3 protein-coding genes and 1 pseudogene are annotated in these 17,527 nt (G+C 69.7%); 1 reads left to right on the top strand and 3 read right to left on the bottom strand.

All coding sequences use genetic code 11. The features are described 5' to 3' along the window. Nucleotides 1-40: 40 nt before the first annotated feature. The 3 genes from ACZ50N_RS01290 to ACZ50N_RS01280 form a co-directional block, all read right to left on the bottom strand. Complete coding sequence (locus tag ACZ50N_RS01290; protein WP_464474409.1) at nt 41-1,753, bottom strand: AMP-binding protein; 1,713 nt, start codon at nt 1,751-1,753, stop codon at nt 41-43. A gap of 78 nt (nt 1,754-1,831) precedes the next feature. After that, complete coding sequence (locus ACZ50N_RS01285) at nt 1,832-4,831, bottom strand: MMPL/RND family transporter (protein ID WP_464474408.1); 3,000 nt, start codon at nt 4,829-4,831, stop codon at nt 1,832-1,834. 36 nt (nt 4,832-4,867) lie between these two features. Then, nucleotides 4,868-6,289, bottom strand: a complete 1,422-nt coding sequence (locus ACZ50N_RS01280) for a condensation domain-containing protein (RefSeq protein ID WP_464474407.1) — start codon at nt 6,287-6,289, stop codon at nt 4,868-4,870. Nucleotides 6,290-6,560: 271 nt separating this feature from the next. On the opposite strand from ACZ50N_RS01280, the pseudogene ACZ50N_RS01275 reads away from it, so the two are divergent. Next, a pseudogene (locus ACZ50N_RS01275) lies at nt 6,561-17,460 on the top strand (SDR family NAD(P)-dependent oxidoreductase). Nucleotides 17,461-17,527 lie beyond the last annotated feature (67 nt).

Genomic DNA, 17,527 nt, shown 5'->3' with positions numbered 1-17,527 from the left:
TCACTCCCGGACCCGCCCCGTCGTTGTCTCGTTGCGACACTCAGGCATCCAATCGTTCGAACTGGTCGGTTCGGTAGTGCTCCACGCAGGCCGCGCGGCGCACCTTGCCGCTCGTCGTCGTCGGTATCGAGCCGGGTGGCACCAACACGAGGTCTTCGACGCTGAGCCCGTGCACTGTCGAAATCGCGGAGGTCACACTGCTTTTCACGTGGTGCATGTCGGCCGGCTTCTTCAGTTCGATGACGGTGACCAGCTTCTCGGTGCTGTTCACCGGAACCGCGATCGCGGCGACCCGGCCACGGGTGATCTCCTGGACCGTCGCCTCGATGTCCTCCGGATAGTGGTTGCGGCCGCGGATGATCAGCAGATCCTTGATCCGGCCGACGATGAACAGCGCGCCGTCGTGGACGAAGCCGAGATCGCCGGTGCGCAGCCACGGTCCCGCGGGCGTGCCGGGTGAGGGCCCACTGACCACGGCGCCGAAGCACTGCTGCTCCTCGGCGGTGCGGCTCCAGTACCCGGCGGCGACGTTGTCGCCGCAGACCCAGATCTCGCCGACCACCTCGGGTGGGCACTCCACGCCGGTGTCGGTGTCGACGATGCGCAGAACCGGCGATTGGGGCAGCGCGTAGCGGACCAGCGCGGAGCCACCGGTGCGGCACCGCTGCACCCGGCCCGCGGAGAGTTCGTCGGTGTCGAACCGGTCCACCACCGCCGTGTCGTCCCACACTCCCGACGCGACGAACACCGTGGCTTCGGCCAGACCGTAGGAGGGCCGCAGCATGTCGTCACGAAAGTTGAAGTGCGCGAAGCGATCCGAGAAGCGGGCTAGCGTACCCGGGTCGACGCGTTCGGCTCCGTTGATGATTCCGGCGACGCTGCCGAGATCCAGACCGGCGAGCTGGGCGTCGGTGGTCTTGCGGGCGGCCAGCTCGAACGCGAAGTTCGGCGCCGCGGAGAACGCGTTCTTCGCGGTGGCCAATGCCCGAATCCAGCGGGACGGTTGTTCGAGGAAGGCCACGGGGCTGGTGAGATCCGCCGCGAAGCCGCCGAGGATGGGTGCGCAGACCCCCAGCACCAGGCCCATGTCGTGGTAGAACGGCAGCCACGACACGACCGTCAGGTCGGGCAGCTGCCGCCCGCCGAGGAGACTGCGCATCAATTGCTCGAAGTTCGACGACAGGTTGCGGTGCGAGATCATCACGCCGGTGGGCAGCCGCGTCGACCCCGAGCTGTATTGCAGATAGGCGGTTTCCGGCGTCGCGGCGGGCGGGGTGAACGCGGCGCCGTTGGCATTCGGGTCGATCGCGTCGACGTGGAGCACCGTCGGTGCGGTTTCCAGGCGCGACTCATCGATGTAGTCACGGACATCGGCGCTGACGGCCGAGGTCGTCAGCACCACCGCCGGTGTGGTGTCGGCGAACACCGCGCTGACCCGGTCGTGGCTGGAACCGCGATGCGGCAGCGGCAGCGGCACGGCGATGAGCCCGGCCTGCATCGCACCGAGGAACGCGAGGATGTACTCCAGACCCTGCGGCGCGAGGATCACCGCGCGATCGCCGACGGCGCCGTGCGCGGCGATCTCGGCGGCGACACTCATCGTGCGCCGCGACAGCTGCGACCAGGTCAGTGTCTGCGCGCGGCCCGCTGGATCGTCGCTGTAATCGGTGAAGGTGAACGCGGTGCCGTCCGGGCGCATCGCGGCCCGACCGTGCAGCATCGACAACACCGACGACGAACCTGTCTGCGTCATGATCCCAACTCCCGACCGCTGAGCACGCGTTGTCGTAGTGTCACACAGTCTTTCTGCCGGCGCGAAACCTCGGACACGTCAGCTCACCTCCACCACATCGTCGGCGGGCGCCGCCTTCTGAACCCGCGACGGCCACCAGTTGGCCCGCCCTACCAGCGCAGCGATGGCGGGCACCGTGATGGTGCGCACCACGAATGTGTCGAGCAGGATGCCCACGCCGATCACGAAGCCGCCCTGCACCACGATGCCGATCGACGAGAACAGCAACCCGCCCATCGATGCCGCGAAGATCAAGCCGGCCGCGGTGATCACGCCGCCCGTCGACCCCAGCGCCCGGATCACGCCGAAGCGCACGCTGTGCGGCGACTCGTCGCGCAACCTCGACACGAACAGCATGTTGTAGTCCGCGCCGACAGCGACCAACACGACGAAGGCCAACGGCGGAACGGTCCAGTGCAACGGTTGGTCGAGCAGGTACTGGAACGTCAGCACCCCGATCCCGATGGCGGCGAAGAACGAGAGCACCACGGAGGCGACCAGATACAGCGGCGCGACGAGAGAGCGCAGCAGCACCATCAGGGTCAGCAGGACGATCACCAGCGTCACCGCGATGATGAACCGGATGTCCTGCTGGTAGTAGTCGCGCGTGTCGCGAAGGGCGGCGGGGTAGCCGCCCATCGAGATCGTCGCGTCCGCCAGCGTGGTGTTGGGTTGCGCGCCGCGCGCGATGTCGTTGATCGCGTTGACCTGATCCATCGCCTCGGGGCTGAACGGATTGAGCTTGGTCTGAACCAGATAGCGCGCGGAGTGGCCGTCGGGCGAGATGAACGCCGCGGACGCCTTCTGGAACTCCGGTGCGGCCAGCACCTCCGCCGGGATGTTGAAGCCTGCCATCGACGAGGCCGCCGCATCCTTGCGCATCGTCAGCAGGAACGTCGACGCCTGGTCGAGGCCGGCGGCCAGCACCTGGATCTGCTCGACCAGCTGGTCAACGCCGCCCGCGACCTGCCGGCTGCCGTCTGCGAGCCGGTTGGCATTGCGCTGCAACTCGTTCACCCCGGAGCGCGCGCCCGCCGGACTGTCCAGACCGAGCTCGGAGATCGTCTTGGTCAGCTTGGTGAACATGCTGTTGAGCTGGTTCACCGTCGAGGTGAGGTTGCCCTTGTCGTCGACTCCCTGCAGCTGGCCGGCAAGCTGGTTGATCTCATCGACGCGGCCGTCGTTGCGCGCGGCGGCGAGCTTCTCGAACTGCGCGCGGGTGTCGACGCAGGACGGGTTGGCGTCGCACGTCGCGTTGCCCTGCAGCGCGGTCAGCACCGGCCCGATCCAGGCGAACATGTCTTTCACCGCGCGGAAATTCAGGCCCATCGACAGACCGAGCTTGTTCACGCTGTCGACCAGCTTCGCCGCGGTCGCGACGTCACGGACCAGCTTGTCGCCGCCGTACTGGACACGGATCGACGACATCGTGTCGAGCAAACCCTTGAGGCTCGGGGCGATGTCGTTGACCTGGGCCCGCACGTCGCCGAGGCTGTCGGCCAGTGTGTCCGCGCCGCCGGCGAGCCGGTTCAGGTCACCGCGGCGCTCCCCGATCTGCGCCGAGCCGGTGGCCAACCGATCACCGACGATCCCGGCCTGGAACGTGGCCCGGAACTCCGGCGGCACCTCACCGAGCGGGCGGGTGATGCCGCTGACCAGCCCCACGTCGGGAAGCTGCGCGATGCGCGACGCCATCTGCTCGAGGTCGGCGAGCGCAGCCGGCGAGCGCAGGTCGCGCGGCGATTGCACCAGCACGTACTGCGGGATCGACTGACTGATCGGGAAGTGACGCTCCAGCGCGGCGTAGCCGACCGAACTCGGCGCCGACGGCGAGACCGCCTTGCGGTCGTCGTAATTGAACGTTCCGAACGCCGCCGCGCCGGCGAGCAGGGCCAGCACCAGCACGCTGGCGATCAGGTGCGGAACCGGTCGGCGCACGATGCGGATTCCCGAACGCCGCCACATCTGCGCGGTCAGCTCCCGGCGCGGCCCGATCCAGCCGCGCGGCCCGGCGAGCACCATGATCGCCGGCAGCAGCGTGAGGCCGGCCAGGAACGCGACCGCCACGCCGATGGCCGCGGACACCCCGATCGTCTTGAAGACGCCCATGGTCGCGAAGCTCATCGCCAGGAACGTGATGCCGACGGTGGTCGCCGACGCGGTGATCACCTTGCCGATCGAGATCATCGCGCGGGTGACGGCGTCGGCGACGTCCGATCCCTCGCGGATGTAGTCGTGGTAGCGGCTGATCAGGAACACCGCGTAGTCGGTGCCGGCACCGGCCAGGATGGCGCTGAGGAACACGATCGACTGGTTGGACACCCCCGCGCCCGTCAGGTGCGAGTAGCCCGCGACCACTCCCTGGGCGATCAGCACCGACGCCCCGATCGTGATCAGTGGCAGCAGCATGGTGAGCGGGTTGCGGTAGACCACCAGCAGGACGGTCAGGACCAGGATCGCGATCGCGAGTTCGATCGGAAGCCGATCCTGCTGCCCCGCGACCGTCAGGTCGGCGACCGTCGCGGCGGGCCCGGTGACGTGCACGACCAGCGGGCTGCCGCGCGGCGGCGTGGCATGGGAGATGACGTCGGTGACGCGGTTGAACGACTCGTAGGCGCGCGGCGTGCCCAGCTCCCCGACCAGCGTCACGGGCAGCACCCAGGTGGTCTTGTCGTCACTGGTCAGGAACGTGCGCAGCTGCGGCGTGCTGATGAAATCCTGCACCGACACGACGTCGGTGACGTCGTCGCGCAGCGCGTCGACGACCTTGCGGTAGACCGCCTCGTCGTTGCGGGTGAGCCCGGATTCGTTGATGAACGCGACGACGAGCAGGTTGTCCGAACCCGGCTCCTTGAACGCCTCGGCCATCTTCGTCGCGGTGACACTCGACGGCGCATCCGCGGGAAGGATCTGCAGCGGATGCTTCTGAGCCATCTCGTTCAGAGACGGGAAACTCAGCGGCAGGGCGACGGCCAGTGCCACCCAGACGGCGATGACCGCCCACGGAAAGCGCACCACCAGACCGGCTAGCCGCCGCATGTCGACCTCACCCCCGAGCCCTCGCAGTACCTCACGCTAGGCGACGCGTCCCCACTGGCCACTGTCGGCGACACGCATCGTCACCGACTTCATCGCCGCCATGTAGCGGTCGACGGATTTGGCGGCGACAGAGTTGTCCGGGTGCATGATCGCCATGGCCGTGCCCTCGCCGTAGCGGAAGATGTAGATCGTCAGCTGGTAGGAGTACCGGCCGTCGGGGTAGATGCCGATGTTGTCGGCGAGCCCCATCTCACCGGCCGCGAGGATCGCGTTCATCGGGGCCGCGCCCCCGTGCAGGAAGTTCGTCACCGGGAAGTTCGCCTGCGGCCACCGCAGCCACGGTGCCAGTTCGAGCACCCGGTAGTAGGGCACCTTCGCCATGGCCAGCCCGGCGTCGAAGGTCGACTGGGCCGACCACGCCGCGTCGGCGAACGATGCCGCGCCGATCGGCACGACGATCGGGATCAGACCGGTGAACCAGCCCTGGGTCATGAAGTTGTCCGACGCGCTGCGCGAATCGCGGGGAGTCAGGCCGTAATAGGTCAGCGCCCCGCTCAGCTCGTGCTCGACCTGGGCCTGGCAGGCGAACAGCCCGCCGACGAACCGGGCTCCGGCGCCGGCACACGCGGCCTCGAAGCGCTCGGTCTGCGCGCTGTCCATCAACATCAGCGATGTCATCGTGCTGCGCGTCGCCTGCTGCGGGTCGCCGAGCGGCAGCGGAAACTCCGGGAAGCCGTCGGCGTTGTTCTCGGCGAAGTCGAGCCACGCCGTCACGCCGGGCGAGTCGGTGGTGAGTTGATCGGTGTACTCGCGTTCGCGCACGCAGAAGTCATCGAAACTGCCGGCGTCGGGTAGCTGCAGCGCTTCCCCACCCAGGCTCAGCGCCGAGTACATGCCGTTGGCTTCCATCATCGTGGTGCCGATCAACGTCGCGTCGCCGTGTACGTGGTCCATCGACGCGAAGAAGCTGAAGTGGTCCTCGCCCTGGATGACACCGAACGTGAAGCAGCCCCAATCCAGCGGGCTGGGGATGTCGACGACGTGCGCGTGAATTTGCTCGACGGTCATGTGGCCGTGCTCGACGGGGACGAATTCGATGTCGTCGGGGTTCTCCAGCGCGCGCCGCAGAAAATTGCCGTCCTCGGTGGGCTGGAACCAGCTGCGGAACGTGTCGTGGCGCCGCAGGTAGTTGTTCACCGCGTGATCCATCGCCGCGATGTCGCACTGGCCGGCGACGTCGCAGCTGGCGATAATCTGGCGCGAGAAGTTGAGGCCGGCAGCCTTGCGGTCGCAGTAGTTACGAAGATGTTGACCCTGCATGTAGCTGACCGGGACCGGGCTCAGCGGTGCCTGGCTCGCCTTGTCCTTGGCCGCTGCGGTCGGATGCCATGAGGTGACCTTGCCGGGACGCAACGACCACTCGTCAAGTGTGCCAACCGTTATCGTGCCGATGCGCAACGCGTGGTCCTCCCCACCATTGCTGCCGGCCCCGGGCGGAGGGGTTCCGACAGCCCGCACTTTCGCGGGATCAACATACCGAACGCGAACGTCCGTCGGGCCGTGGCGAGCACCGCCTCAGCAACATCACACCCGATTCTCGGCGCGTGCGATCCTGGGCGGCGCCCATGTGCCGGGCGCGACAGAGATGACATTCGAGTGACATTCTGCACGATGCTCGCGCTAATCTGACCGCCGAGTAAGTTTCACCGCGGATGAGGGGGTAAGCGGCATGGTCTCCGCTGCAGATCCGAACGAGCCGGCACCGCGGTTCGCCGTCGTGGGGTACGCAGCGCGGTTACCAGGATCGCCGGACGCCGACGCGTTCTGGGACCTGCTGCGCGAGGGCCGCGACGCCATTTCCGAGGTGCCGGCCGACCGCTGGAACGCCGAGGCCTTCTACGACGCCGAGCCGGGCGCGCCGGGCAAGGTCGCGACCCGGCGGGCCGGGTTCGTCGACGACGTCACCGGATTCGACGCGCCGTTCTTCGGCATGTCCACCCGTGAAGTGCGGCAGATGGACCCGCAGCACCGCCTGCTCCTGGAGACCTCGTGGCATGCGCTCGAGCACGCCGGCATCGCGCCGTCGACGCTGGCGGGCAGCGACACCGGCGTGTTCGTCGGCCTCGCGACCCACGACTACCTGGGCATCATGTCCGATCAACTGGACTATCCCGAGATCGAGGCCTACATGGCCATCGGGACGTCGAATGCCGCTGCGGCAGGGCGGATCAGCTACCGGCTGGGCCTGCAGGGACCGGCCGTGGCCGTCGACACCGCCTGCAGCTCGTCGCTGGTCGCGATCCACCAGGCCTGCCAGGCACTGCAGCTCGGCGAGTGCGACCTGGCGTTGGCCGGCGGTGCGAACGTGCTGCTGACGCCGGCCACGATGATCACGTTCTCCAACGCCCACATGCTGGCGCCCGACGGCCGGTGCAAGACCTTCGACGCGGCCGCCGACGGCTACGTGCGCGGAGAGGGCTGCGGCATCGTCGTCATCAAGCGGCTCGAGGACGCGGTGCGCGACGGCGACCACATCCGCGCGGTGATTCGCGGCAGCGCGATCAACCAGGACGGCGCATCGGGCGGTCTGACCGTGCCCAACGGCGTCGCCCAGCAGCGCGTGATCGGTGCCGCGCTGCGCCGCGCCGGCGTCGCCCCGCGCGACGTCGACTACCTCGAAGCCCACGGCACGGGCACCTCGCTCGGTGATCCGATCGAGGCGCAGGCCGCCGGCGCCGCACTCGGTGAGGGCCGCGAGGCGGACCGTCCCCTGCTGATCGGCTCCGCCAAGACCAACATCGGCCATCTCGAGGCCGCCGCGGGCATCGCGGGCGTCATCAAGGTGATCCTCGCCCTCGAACACGAAACCCTGCCCCGGCACCTCAACTTCGATAACCCGTCGCCGCACATTCCGTGGCATCGGCTCCCCGTGCGGGTGCTCACCGAGGCCCGGCCCTGGCACCGGGCAGACCGGCCGCGCATCGCCGGGGTGAGTTCGTTCGGCTTCGCCGGCACCAACGCCCACGTCATCCTCGAAGAGGCGCCCCTGCCCGCACCCGGCGACATCGGGCAGGCGGCGGAGGGTCCGCAGCTGCTGCCGCTGTCCGCCAAGACGCCCACCGCGCTGAGTGCGCTCGCCGGCGCGTACCGCGAGTGGTGGACCGCACACCCCGAGGCGACGCTGGCCGACGTCTGCTTCACCGCGGGAGTGGCCCGCGCGCACACCGAGCACCGGGCCGCCCTGGTGGCCGACACCCGCGACGGCGCGCTCGACCTGCTGGACGCCGTCGCCGACGACCGGCCCGCACCGGGACTGGTCCGTGGCGAGGCCCACGACGTCCCGAAGACGGCCTGGCTGTTCACCGGCCAGGGCAGTCAGTACCCGGGCATGGCGCGCGGACTGTACGACTCGGAACCGGTGTTCGCCGCGACGGTCGACGCGTGCGCCGACGCCGTCGCCGATCTGCTCGACACCCCACTTCTCGACGTCGTGTTCGAGACCGACAGTGCGGAGGCCCAGGACGCCCTGCGGCGGACGAGCTATGCCCAACCCGCACTGTTCGCAGTGGAAATGGGGCTGGCTCGACTCTGGCAGTCGTGGGGTCTGCAGCCCGATGTCGTGCTCGGCCACAGTGTCGGGCAGTACACCGCCGCCTGCGTGGCCGGCGTGTTCGACCTCGCTGCCGGCGCACGGCTGATGGCGTTGCGCGGCAAGCTCTTCGGCAGTCTGCCCGCCGGCGGTCGGATGGCGGCGATCTTCGCCCCCGCGGAGCGGGTCGAGGCCGTGGTCGACGACATTCCGACGCTCTCGGTGGCCGCCTACAACGGCGCCAACACCGTGCTGTCGGGCCCGGCCGCCGACCTCGAGAAAGCAGTGGCCGCGCTGGCCGCCGACAACATCCGCTGCGACTGGCTCGAGACCAGCCACGCCTTCCACTCCGCGCTGCTCGATCCGATCCTGGACGAATTCGAAGTCGCCGCAAACCAATTCACGTACGGCACACCACAGCGAATCCTCATCGACAACCGCACCGGAGCTGCGCTGGGCCGCAGCACGAGCCTCGACGGTGCCTACTGGCGTCGCCACGCCCGCCAGCCCGTCCAGTTCGCGGCCAGCATCCGCACCCTGGCCGAGATGAACTGCAAGGTGCTGGTGGAGATCGGACCCCGGCCCGTCCTGACCGCGGCCGCCCTGTCCGGCTGGCCGGACCCCGCCACCACGCCGCGGGTGATCGCGTCGCTGCGGCCCACGGTCGACGACCGCAGGCAGATCACCGAAGCGCTGGCCGATGCCTACGTGCTGGGCCACCACCCTGATTTCGGCGCAGTCTCCCCCGCGACCGCGCGCGTGCTGGACCTGCCCACCTACCCGTTCGAACATCGGCGGTACTGGTTCCGCGACGAGAACGAGCAGGCCGAGGCACCGAAGCAGGCAAGCGCGCGCACCGCCGCGGTGGCACTGCTCGAGGACGGCCGCATCGATGAACTCGCCACCCTGCTCGGCTCCTCCGCCGACGATCCGCTCGCCCGCGATCTCCTGAGCAGACTTGCTGCACAACACAATCAGCAGCGTGACGCCCAGTCGATCAGCGACGCCCGCTACGAGATCCGCTGGGATGCGCTCCCGGCCGCACGCCTCGACACCGGCGATCCGCTCTCGTGGCTCCTGGTCGGCGACGACACCGCCGCGATCCGTCCGCTGATCGACCTGCTCACCGGCCGCGGCCACCAGCACCGCGTCGTCGGGCTGCCGACCTCCGACGCCGAGGAAGCTGCGTTCGCCGCCACGATGCGCGCGGCCGCCGACGAGCCGAACCTGCGCATTCTGCATGTCGCCGCTCTCGACGCCGGTGAATCGTCGATGCGTTCCCTGCTGCGCATGCAGCACAGCGTGCTGCCGGGGACCCGGCGGCTGTTCCGCGCGGCCGCCGCGGCCGACGTGCGAGCGCCCGTCTGGGTGCTCACCCGCGGCGCGCAGCGCGTCGCCGACGGCGACGTGGTGGCACCGGATCAGAGCTGCCTGTGGGGCTTCGGCCGCGCCGCCGCGCTCGAAACCCCTGCGCTGTGGGGCGGCATCGCCGATCTGGGGACCGGCACCGCCGAGGAGTGGTCGGCGCTGATCGGTCAGCTCAGCCGGGCAGACATCGGCGTCCGCGAGGACCAACTCGCGATCCGCGCTGATGGCGTGCGCGTGCCCCGGTTGACCCGCCGCACCGGCCAACCGGTCACCGACGCACTCCCCATCCGTTCCGACGCAACGTATCTCGTCACCGGCGGGCTCGGCTCGATCGGCCTGGAGATCGCCACCTACCTTGCCTCCCGCGGTGCATGCCACCTGGTGCTCACCAGCCGGCGGATGCCCAGCGAGGCTGTCAGCGCGCGCATCGCCGCGCTCGCCGGCCAGTACGGTTGCCAGATCGAGGTCGTCACCGCCGACGTCGCCGACGCACACGCCGTCGCGAAACTGCTCGCACCCCATGCCGATCGCCCACCTCTGGCGGGCATCGTGCATGCGGCAGGCGAGATCGGGGCCAGCCCGATGAGCACCCAGGACGACACCGAGCTCGACCGCGTCTTCACCGGGAAGGTGTGGGGCGCCTGGAATCTGAGCGAAGCAGCCCGTGACCTGTCGCTCGACTTCTTCCTCAGCACATCGTCGATCGCCTCGGTATGGGGCAGCTTCGGGCAGACGGCCTACGGGGCGGCCAACGCCTTCCTCGACGGGCTGTCCTGGTCCCTGCGTGAGCGCGGCATCACCGCGACCGCGGTGAACTTCGGACCGTGGGCATCGGCGGGGATGGCCGATGCCCAGGCCCGGGCACGCCTGGAGGAGCGTGGCGTCCTGCCTCTGTCGCCCGCCGACGCGCTGGCCGGCCTCGCCGACGCGTTCGCCGCAAGTCTGGCGCAGGCCGTCGTGGCTCGCGTCGACTGGTCCCGCTTCCTTCCGCTGTACGAGCAGACCGGCCGGCGCGGCTTCCTCGCTGAACTCAATCAGGAGGTACCGCAGCAGGTCTCGTCGGTCTCCACGGGAGGGCCCACCGACCTGGTCAAGCGCCTCACCGACGCGCCGGTGCAGCAGCGCCGCAGGCTGCTGATCGGCTACCTGCGTGACGCGGTGGCCGAGGTGACCCGGGTGGACGTCGACGAGATCCGCGAGGACGCCGGCTTCTTCGACATCGGCATGGACTCCCTGATGGCGGTGGAGCTGCGCCGTCGCATCGAGACCGGGGTGGGTCGTGAGATCCCCGCGACGTTGGCCATGGATCACCCGCGCATCGATGCCGTCGCCGACTACCTGCTCGGCGACGTCCTCGGTCTCACCGACGCACCGGCGGCGCGCCCGGTCACGGTCGCGGCCGCCCGCGCCGACGAGCCGATCGCGATCGTCGCCGTGTCCTGCCGATTCCCCGGGGCTCCCAACCCGGAGGCCTTCTGGGAGGTGCTGGCCGGCGGAGTCGACGCGATCCGCGAGGTGCCCGAGGACCGCTTCGACATCGACGAGTTCTACGACCCCGACCCTGACGCCCCGGGCAAGATCTACACGCGGTTCGGCGGATTCCTCGACGGCATCGACGGATTCGACCCCGAGTTCTTCGGCATCTCCCCCCGCGAGGCCGTCTGGATCGAACCGCAGCAACGGTTGATGCTCGAAACCGTCTGGGAGGGTTTGGAACGCGCGGGGTTATCCCCCGCATCGTTGCGTGGCAGCCGCACCGGTGTGTTCACCGGCGTCGCCGCCAACGAGTACGCCCATCTGCTGTCCGCGGAATCGATCGACAAGATCCAGCCGCACTTCATCACCGGCAATGCGCTGAACGCGATCTCCGGCCGGGTGGCCTTCGCACTCGGCCTCGAAGGGCCCGCCGTCGCGGTCGACACCGCCTGCAGCTCCGCCCTGGTGGCCGTGCACCAGGCGTGCCAGGCCCTGCATTCCGGGGACTGCGACCTGGCCGTCGCCGGCGGCGTCAACGTGCTGCTGAGTCCGGTGACCACGGTGGCGGCCTCACGGGCCCGGATGCTCTCGCCGGTGGGCCGGTGCAAGACGTTCGACGCATCGGCCGACGGCTACGTGCGCAGCGAAGGCTGCGGGGTGCTAATACTCAAGCGGCTCAGTGACGCTCAGCGCGACGGCGATCCGATCGCCGCCGTCATCGCCGGTAGCGGAGTCAACCAGGACGGCGCGTCCAGCGGCCTGACCGTGCCCAATGGTGGTGCGCAGCAACGGTTGATCGGATCGGTGCTCGCACGTGCCGGGCTATCCGGCAGCGACGTCGACTACCTGGAAGCCCACGGCACCGGCACCCCGCTGGGCGACCCGATCGAGGTACAGGCCGCCGCGGCCGCCTACGGCGACTCCCGCACCGAGCCGCTGCTGATGGGCTCTGTGAAGACGAACATCGGCCATACCGAATCCGCCTCGGGCGCAGCAGGTCTGATCAAGGTCGTGTTGTCACTGCAGAACGAGATGCTGCCCAAGAGCCTGCACTTCGACACCCCGTCGCCGCACATCCCGTGGGACACGCTGCCCGTGCGGGTGCTCGGTGACGCGACGCCGTGGCAGACCACCGGCCGGCCGCGCCGGGCCGGGGTCAGTTCGTTCGGCTTCACCGGGACCAACGCCCATGTGCTCGTCGAAGAGGCGCCACAGGCGCCCGAGCCGGCTCCGGCCGCCGAACCCGCCGTGAGTGTGCTGCCGCTGTCCGCACGGTCACCCGAGGCCCTCGAGGCGCTGGCTGCGCGCTACGAGGCATGGGTGACCGCACACCCGGAGGCCGACATCGCCGACGTGTGCCGCACGGCCGGCACCGGGCGCTCCCACTTCGAGCACCGCGCGGCACTGGTGGTGGAGTCGACGGCCGATGCCCGCATCGGACTGGCCGACCTGGCGGCGAACCGGTTGCGGCCCGGCGTCGTTCGCGGTGAGCACACCCATCGCCCGACGACGGCGTGGCTGTTCACCGGCCAGGGCAGCCAGTATCCCGGCATGGCCCGCGAGCTGTACCAGACCCAGCCGGTGTTCGCCACGACCGTGGACGAATGCGCCACGGCGATCGGGGACCTGCTGCCCACCCCCCTGGTGGAGGTGCTGTTCGCCACCGACCGCGAGACCGGTGGCCAGGCCGGAAAACGACTGCGGCACACATCGTTCGCGCAGCCTGCGTTGTTCGCCATCGAGATGGGTCTGGCCCGGCTGTGGCAATCGTGGGGTATCGAGCCCGACGTCGTGCTGGGCCACAGCGTCGGGCAGTACGCGGCAGCGTGCGTGGCCGGGGTGTTCACCCTCGCCGACGGTGCCCGGCTGATGGCGGAGCGGGGCCGGTTGTTCGGCGAACTGCCCGAGGGCGGCCGGATGGTGGCTGTGTTCGCCGACGCCGGCCGGGTCGAACAGGCCGCCGGAGCGTATCCGCGGGTGTCGGTGGCGGCCTACAACGGCCCCAACACCGTACTGTCCGGGCCCGGCGAGGATCTGGAGCAGATCGTCGCCACCTTCACCGAGGACGGCATCCGGTGTACCTGGCTGGAGACCAGCCACGCGTTCCACTCGGAGCTGCTCGACCCGGTCCTCGACGAATTCCAGTCCTATGCGGCGCACCTCGACTTCGCCAGGCCGACCCTTCCGCTGGTGTGCAACCGCACCGGCGCCGTGCTCACCGGGCACGCCACGCTCGACGCCGAATACTGGCGCCGCCATTCCCGCCAGCCGGTGCAGTTCGCCGAGAGCGTGCGCACCGTGGCCGGGCTCGGGTGCTCGGTCCTGATGGAGATCGGCCCCCAGCCGGTCCTGACCGGTGCGGCCGTGCAGGTCTGGCCCGAACACGTTCCGGCGCCGCGCGCGATCGCCTCACTGCGCAAGGGTGTCGGCGACCAGCGGCAGATCGCCGATGCGCTGGCAGGGGCATACATCGCCGGCCACCGACCCGACTTCGCGGCGGTGGCCCGGCGCGAGGGGCGCGTACTGGAACTGCCCACCTACCCGTTCCAGCACCGACGGTTCTGGCCCAAGACCGCCGTCATCGCGATGGACGGCGGGGCCACCGCGGCGGGATCCGGCATTCTGGGCGCCGCCAAGGAATTGGCCTCCGGCGACACGATCTACACGAGCAGGCTGTCGGTCAAGACGCAGCCATGGCTGGCCGACCATGTCATCTACGGCACCGTCGTCGTCCCCGGTGCGACCTACGCGGCGATGGCACTCGCCGCCGTGGGGGCCCCGGCCCACGCCACCGATGTCTTCTTCTACGAGCCGATCATCCTGCCGGAGAAAGCGTCCCGTGAGGTGCAGCTCACACTGCACCCGGCGGCCGACGCCGGTCAGTGGTCGTTCCAGGTGCACAGCCGCGCCTACGGCGAGCAGGGTGCCGAGTGGGCACTCAACGCCGAGGGCACGGTCGTCGCCGAACGGGACGAGACGACATCCGAGAGCGGGCCAGTAGAAGATGCCTTGGAACGCCTCACCCGGATGCGGCCACAGGATCTGTTCGAGACCTTCGCCGATCTCGAGCTGGCGTGGGGGCCGAACTGGTCGGGTTCGTTGAAGTCGTTGTGGCTCGGGGACGGTGAGGCGATCGGCGACATCCTCGTCGGCGAAGAGCTGACCGAACACCTCGGCAGCGAGCCGATGCACCCGGTGCTGATGGACTTGTGCACCGGCGTCGCCTTCCCCGCGTTCCCGGCCGTGCTGGCCGCCGAACAGGGCGTCTCCGATCTCTACCTGCCGCTGCGGTACGGCCAGGTGTCCGTGCAGCAACCGATGCCCCGGCGGTTCTACTGCCGCGCGACGTGGCACCAGAGCGCCCTCGACAGCGAAACCCAGGTGTTCGACCTGGATTTCGTCGATCGGGACGGTAACCGCCTGGGCGGCATCCGGGAGTTCACGGTCAAGCGCGCGCCCCGGGAGGCCCTGCTGCGCGGGTTGGGCGGCGACACCGGCCGGCTGCTCTACATTGTGGGCTGGCACGAGGTTCCGCTCGCCGAGGCCGAGACCGAGGCGGTGCCGTCGAACGGCACCTGGCTGATCGCGAACTTCGCCGAGCTGGCTGCCCTCGTTCCCGGTGCCATCGCCTTCGACCGCGCCACCGACACGACCCCGCTCGGCCAGGTGCTGACCGAGGCGCAGCAGCGCGGTGTCGGCTTCTCCGGGGTCGTCTGGCGGGCGGCCGGGCAGCAGGAGGGCACGCCAGATGTTCGTCTGGAGCAGGAGATCGCCGAACTGCTCAGCGCGGTGCATGCCGTCCAGAGCGGCGAGGTGACGTTGCCCGGCGGACTGTGGATCGCGACCGAGCGGGCCGTGGCCTGCGAGTCCGGAGAACCGGTCGATCCGGTGCAGGCGGCGCTGTGGGGTTTCGGCCGCACCGCAGTCAACGAGGAACCGGCGTTGCGACCCCGGCTGGTCGACTGCGACGGTTCGGCCGAGGCCGTGGCAGTTCTCGCCCGTCTGGTGTCTGCGCCCGTCGACGAGCCGGAAATGGCTGTGCGACAGGGCAAGCTGCTGGCCTCGCGACTGCTCCCGTGGTCGCGCAGCGGACACTTGAGCGTTCCACGAGCGAGTGACTACGTGCTCGCGCCCACCGAACGCGGGGCGATCGACAACCTGCGGCTGACCGAGACCGAGGTCGAACCGCCCGCCGACGGCTATGTGCAGGTGCGGGTGGAGGCCGCGGGTCTGAACTTCCGCGACGTGCTCAACGTGCTCGGCCTCTATCCCGGCGATCCGGGCCCGATCGGCGGTGACTTCGCCGGCACCGTCACCCAGATCGGCGATGGCGTCACGGGGCTGACCGTCGGTCAGCGCGTCTACGGGTCCATGCAGGGAGCCTTCGCGAGCCGGTTTTAACGTGCCCGGCCAGTTCCTCGCGCCGATCCCCGACGGCATCAGCGCGGCGGACGCTGCGACCATCCCCGCGGCCGCGCTGACCGTCCGGCTGTCATTCGACTGGGCCCAGCTCACGCCGGGCGACAAGGTGCTCATCCACGCCGCGAGCGGCGGTGTGGGCCTGGCCGCGGTGCAGATGGCGCAGCGCTGCGGCGCAGAGGTGTTCGCCACCGCGAGCACGTTCAAGCGGGACACCCTGCGCCGCCTCGGCGTCAAATACGTCTACGACTCCCGCACAACGGAATTCGCCGACCAGATCCTGGCCGATACCAGTGGCGCCGGCGTCGACGTGGTGCTCAACAGCCTGACCGGCGAAGGTTTCATCGACGCGACGCTACGCGCCACAGCGCAGGGTGGTCGGTTCGCCGAGATCGCCAAGCGCGACATCTGGAGCACCGAGCAGATGACCGCCGCCCGCCCCGACATCGCCTACGAGATCGTCGCGCTGGACACCGTCATGTTCACCGAACCCGATCGCATCCGCGATCTGCTCACCGAGGTGTCGGCCGCACTGGCACAGGGCGAATGGACACCACTGCCCGCCGAGATCTACCCGCTGACCGAGGCCCGGTCGGCGTTCCGGCGGATGCAGCAGGCCCGCCACATCGGCAAGATCGTCGTGCAGATGCCCGCGCCGCTGCAGCCGCGCTCCGACCGGACCTATCTGATCACCGGCGGCCTCGGGGCGATCGGGCTGCACACCGCGGCACACCTCGCCCAGCTCGGCGCAGGGGACCTGGTGCTCACCAGCCGCCGGGCCCCGTCCACAGAGGCCCAGCAGCTCATCGACGACATCATCGAGAAGCACCGCTGCCGCGTGCACGTCGTCACCGCCGACGTCGGGGACTCCGACGACGTGCATCGACTGCTGGCGCACATCCGGGCCGAGTTGCCGCCGCTCGGTGGGGTCCTGCACCTGGCCGGGGTGCTCGACGACGCGCTGCTGTCCGGTCTGGATCTCGATCGATTCCGGACGACGCTGGCGCCCAAGGCGTTCGGCGCATCCCATTTGGATCGGCTGACCCGAGACGACGATCTCGAGTTCTTCATCGTGTCGTCGTCGGTGTCGAGCATCTTCGGCTCGCCGGGCCAGGCCAACTACGCAACCGCCAACGCGTTCCTGGACGGGCTGGTCGCGCAGCGCCGCGCCGCCGGCCTTCCGGCGACAGGCATCAACTTCGGCCCCTGGGGCCGGGGCGGGATGGCGTCATCGGAGGCCGCGAGTGCCAACATCAGCGCCCAGGGTTTGATCCCGCTGGAACCGTCGGCAGCGCTGGGCGCACTGGCCGAGGTGGTGGCCAACGGGACCGGACAGGCGACGGTGATCAAGGCCAACTGGGCTCGCGCGGCCAAGGTGTTGGGTGCGGCGCGCCCGCCGATCCTGGACCTGGTGCTGCCCCGCGACGGCGGTGAGGTCACCGGAGACAGTGAGCTGCTGCGGCAGCTGCAGGAGATCCCCGTCCCCGCGCGGGCCGGTTTCGTCACCGAGTTCCTGCAGCGCGAGGTGCAGAACTTCCTGCGCCTGGCGCAGCCGCCCGCGGCGTCGGCGCGGTTCCTGGACCTCGGCACGGATTCTCTGATGGCGATCGAGCTGCGGAACCGGCTGCACAGCCAGTTCGGCGGCGCGTTCACGATCAACGCCACCGCGGTGTTCGACTATCCGACGATCGGCGGGCTGGCCGAATACCTGGTGGGCCAGCTGCCCGACGCCGAACCGGCCGCAGCACCAGCCGCCGACGCGGAGCAGTCCGGGTAAATCGAACAGAATGGGGACGTCCTGACCGCGCCGGCCGGCGGCGCACACCCGCCCGGTAGGGTGGAGC

This window comes from Mycolicibacterium obuense, from assembly GCF_055397605.1.
This window is presented reverse-complemented; position numbering and strand designations above follow the sequence as displayed.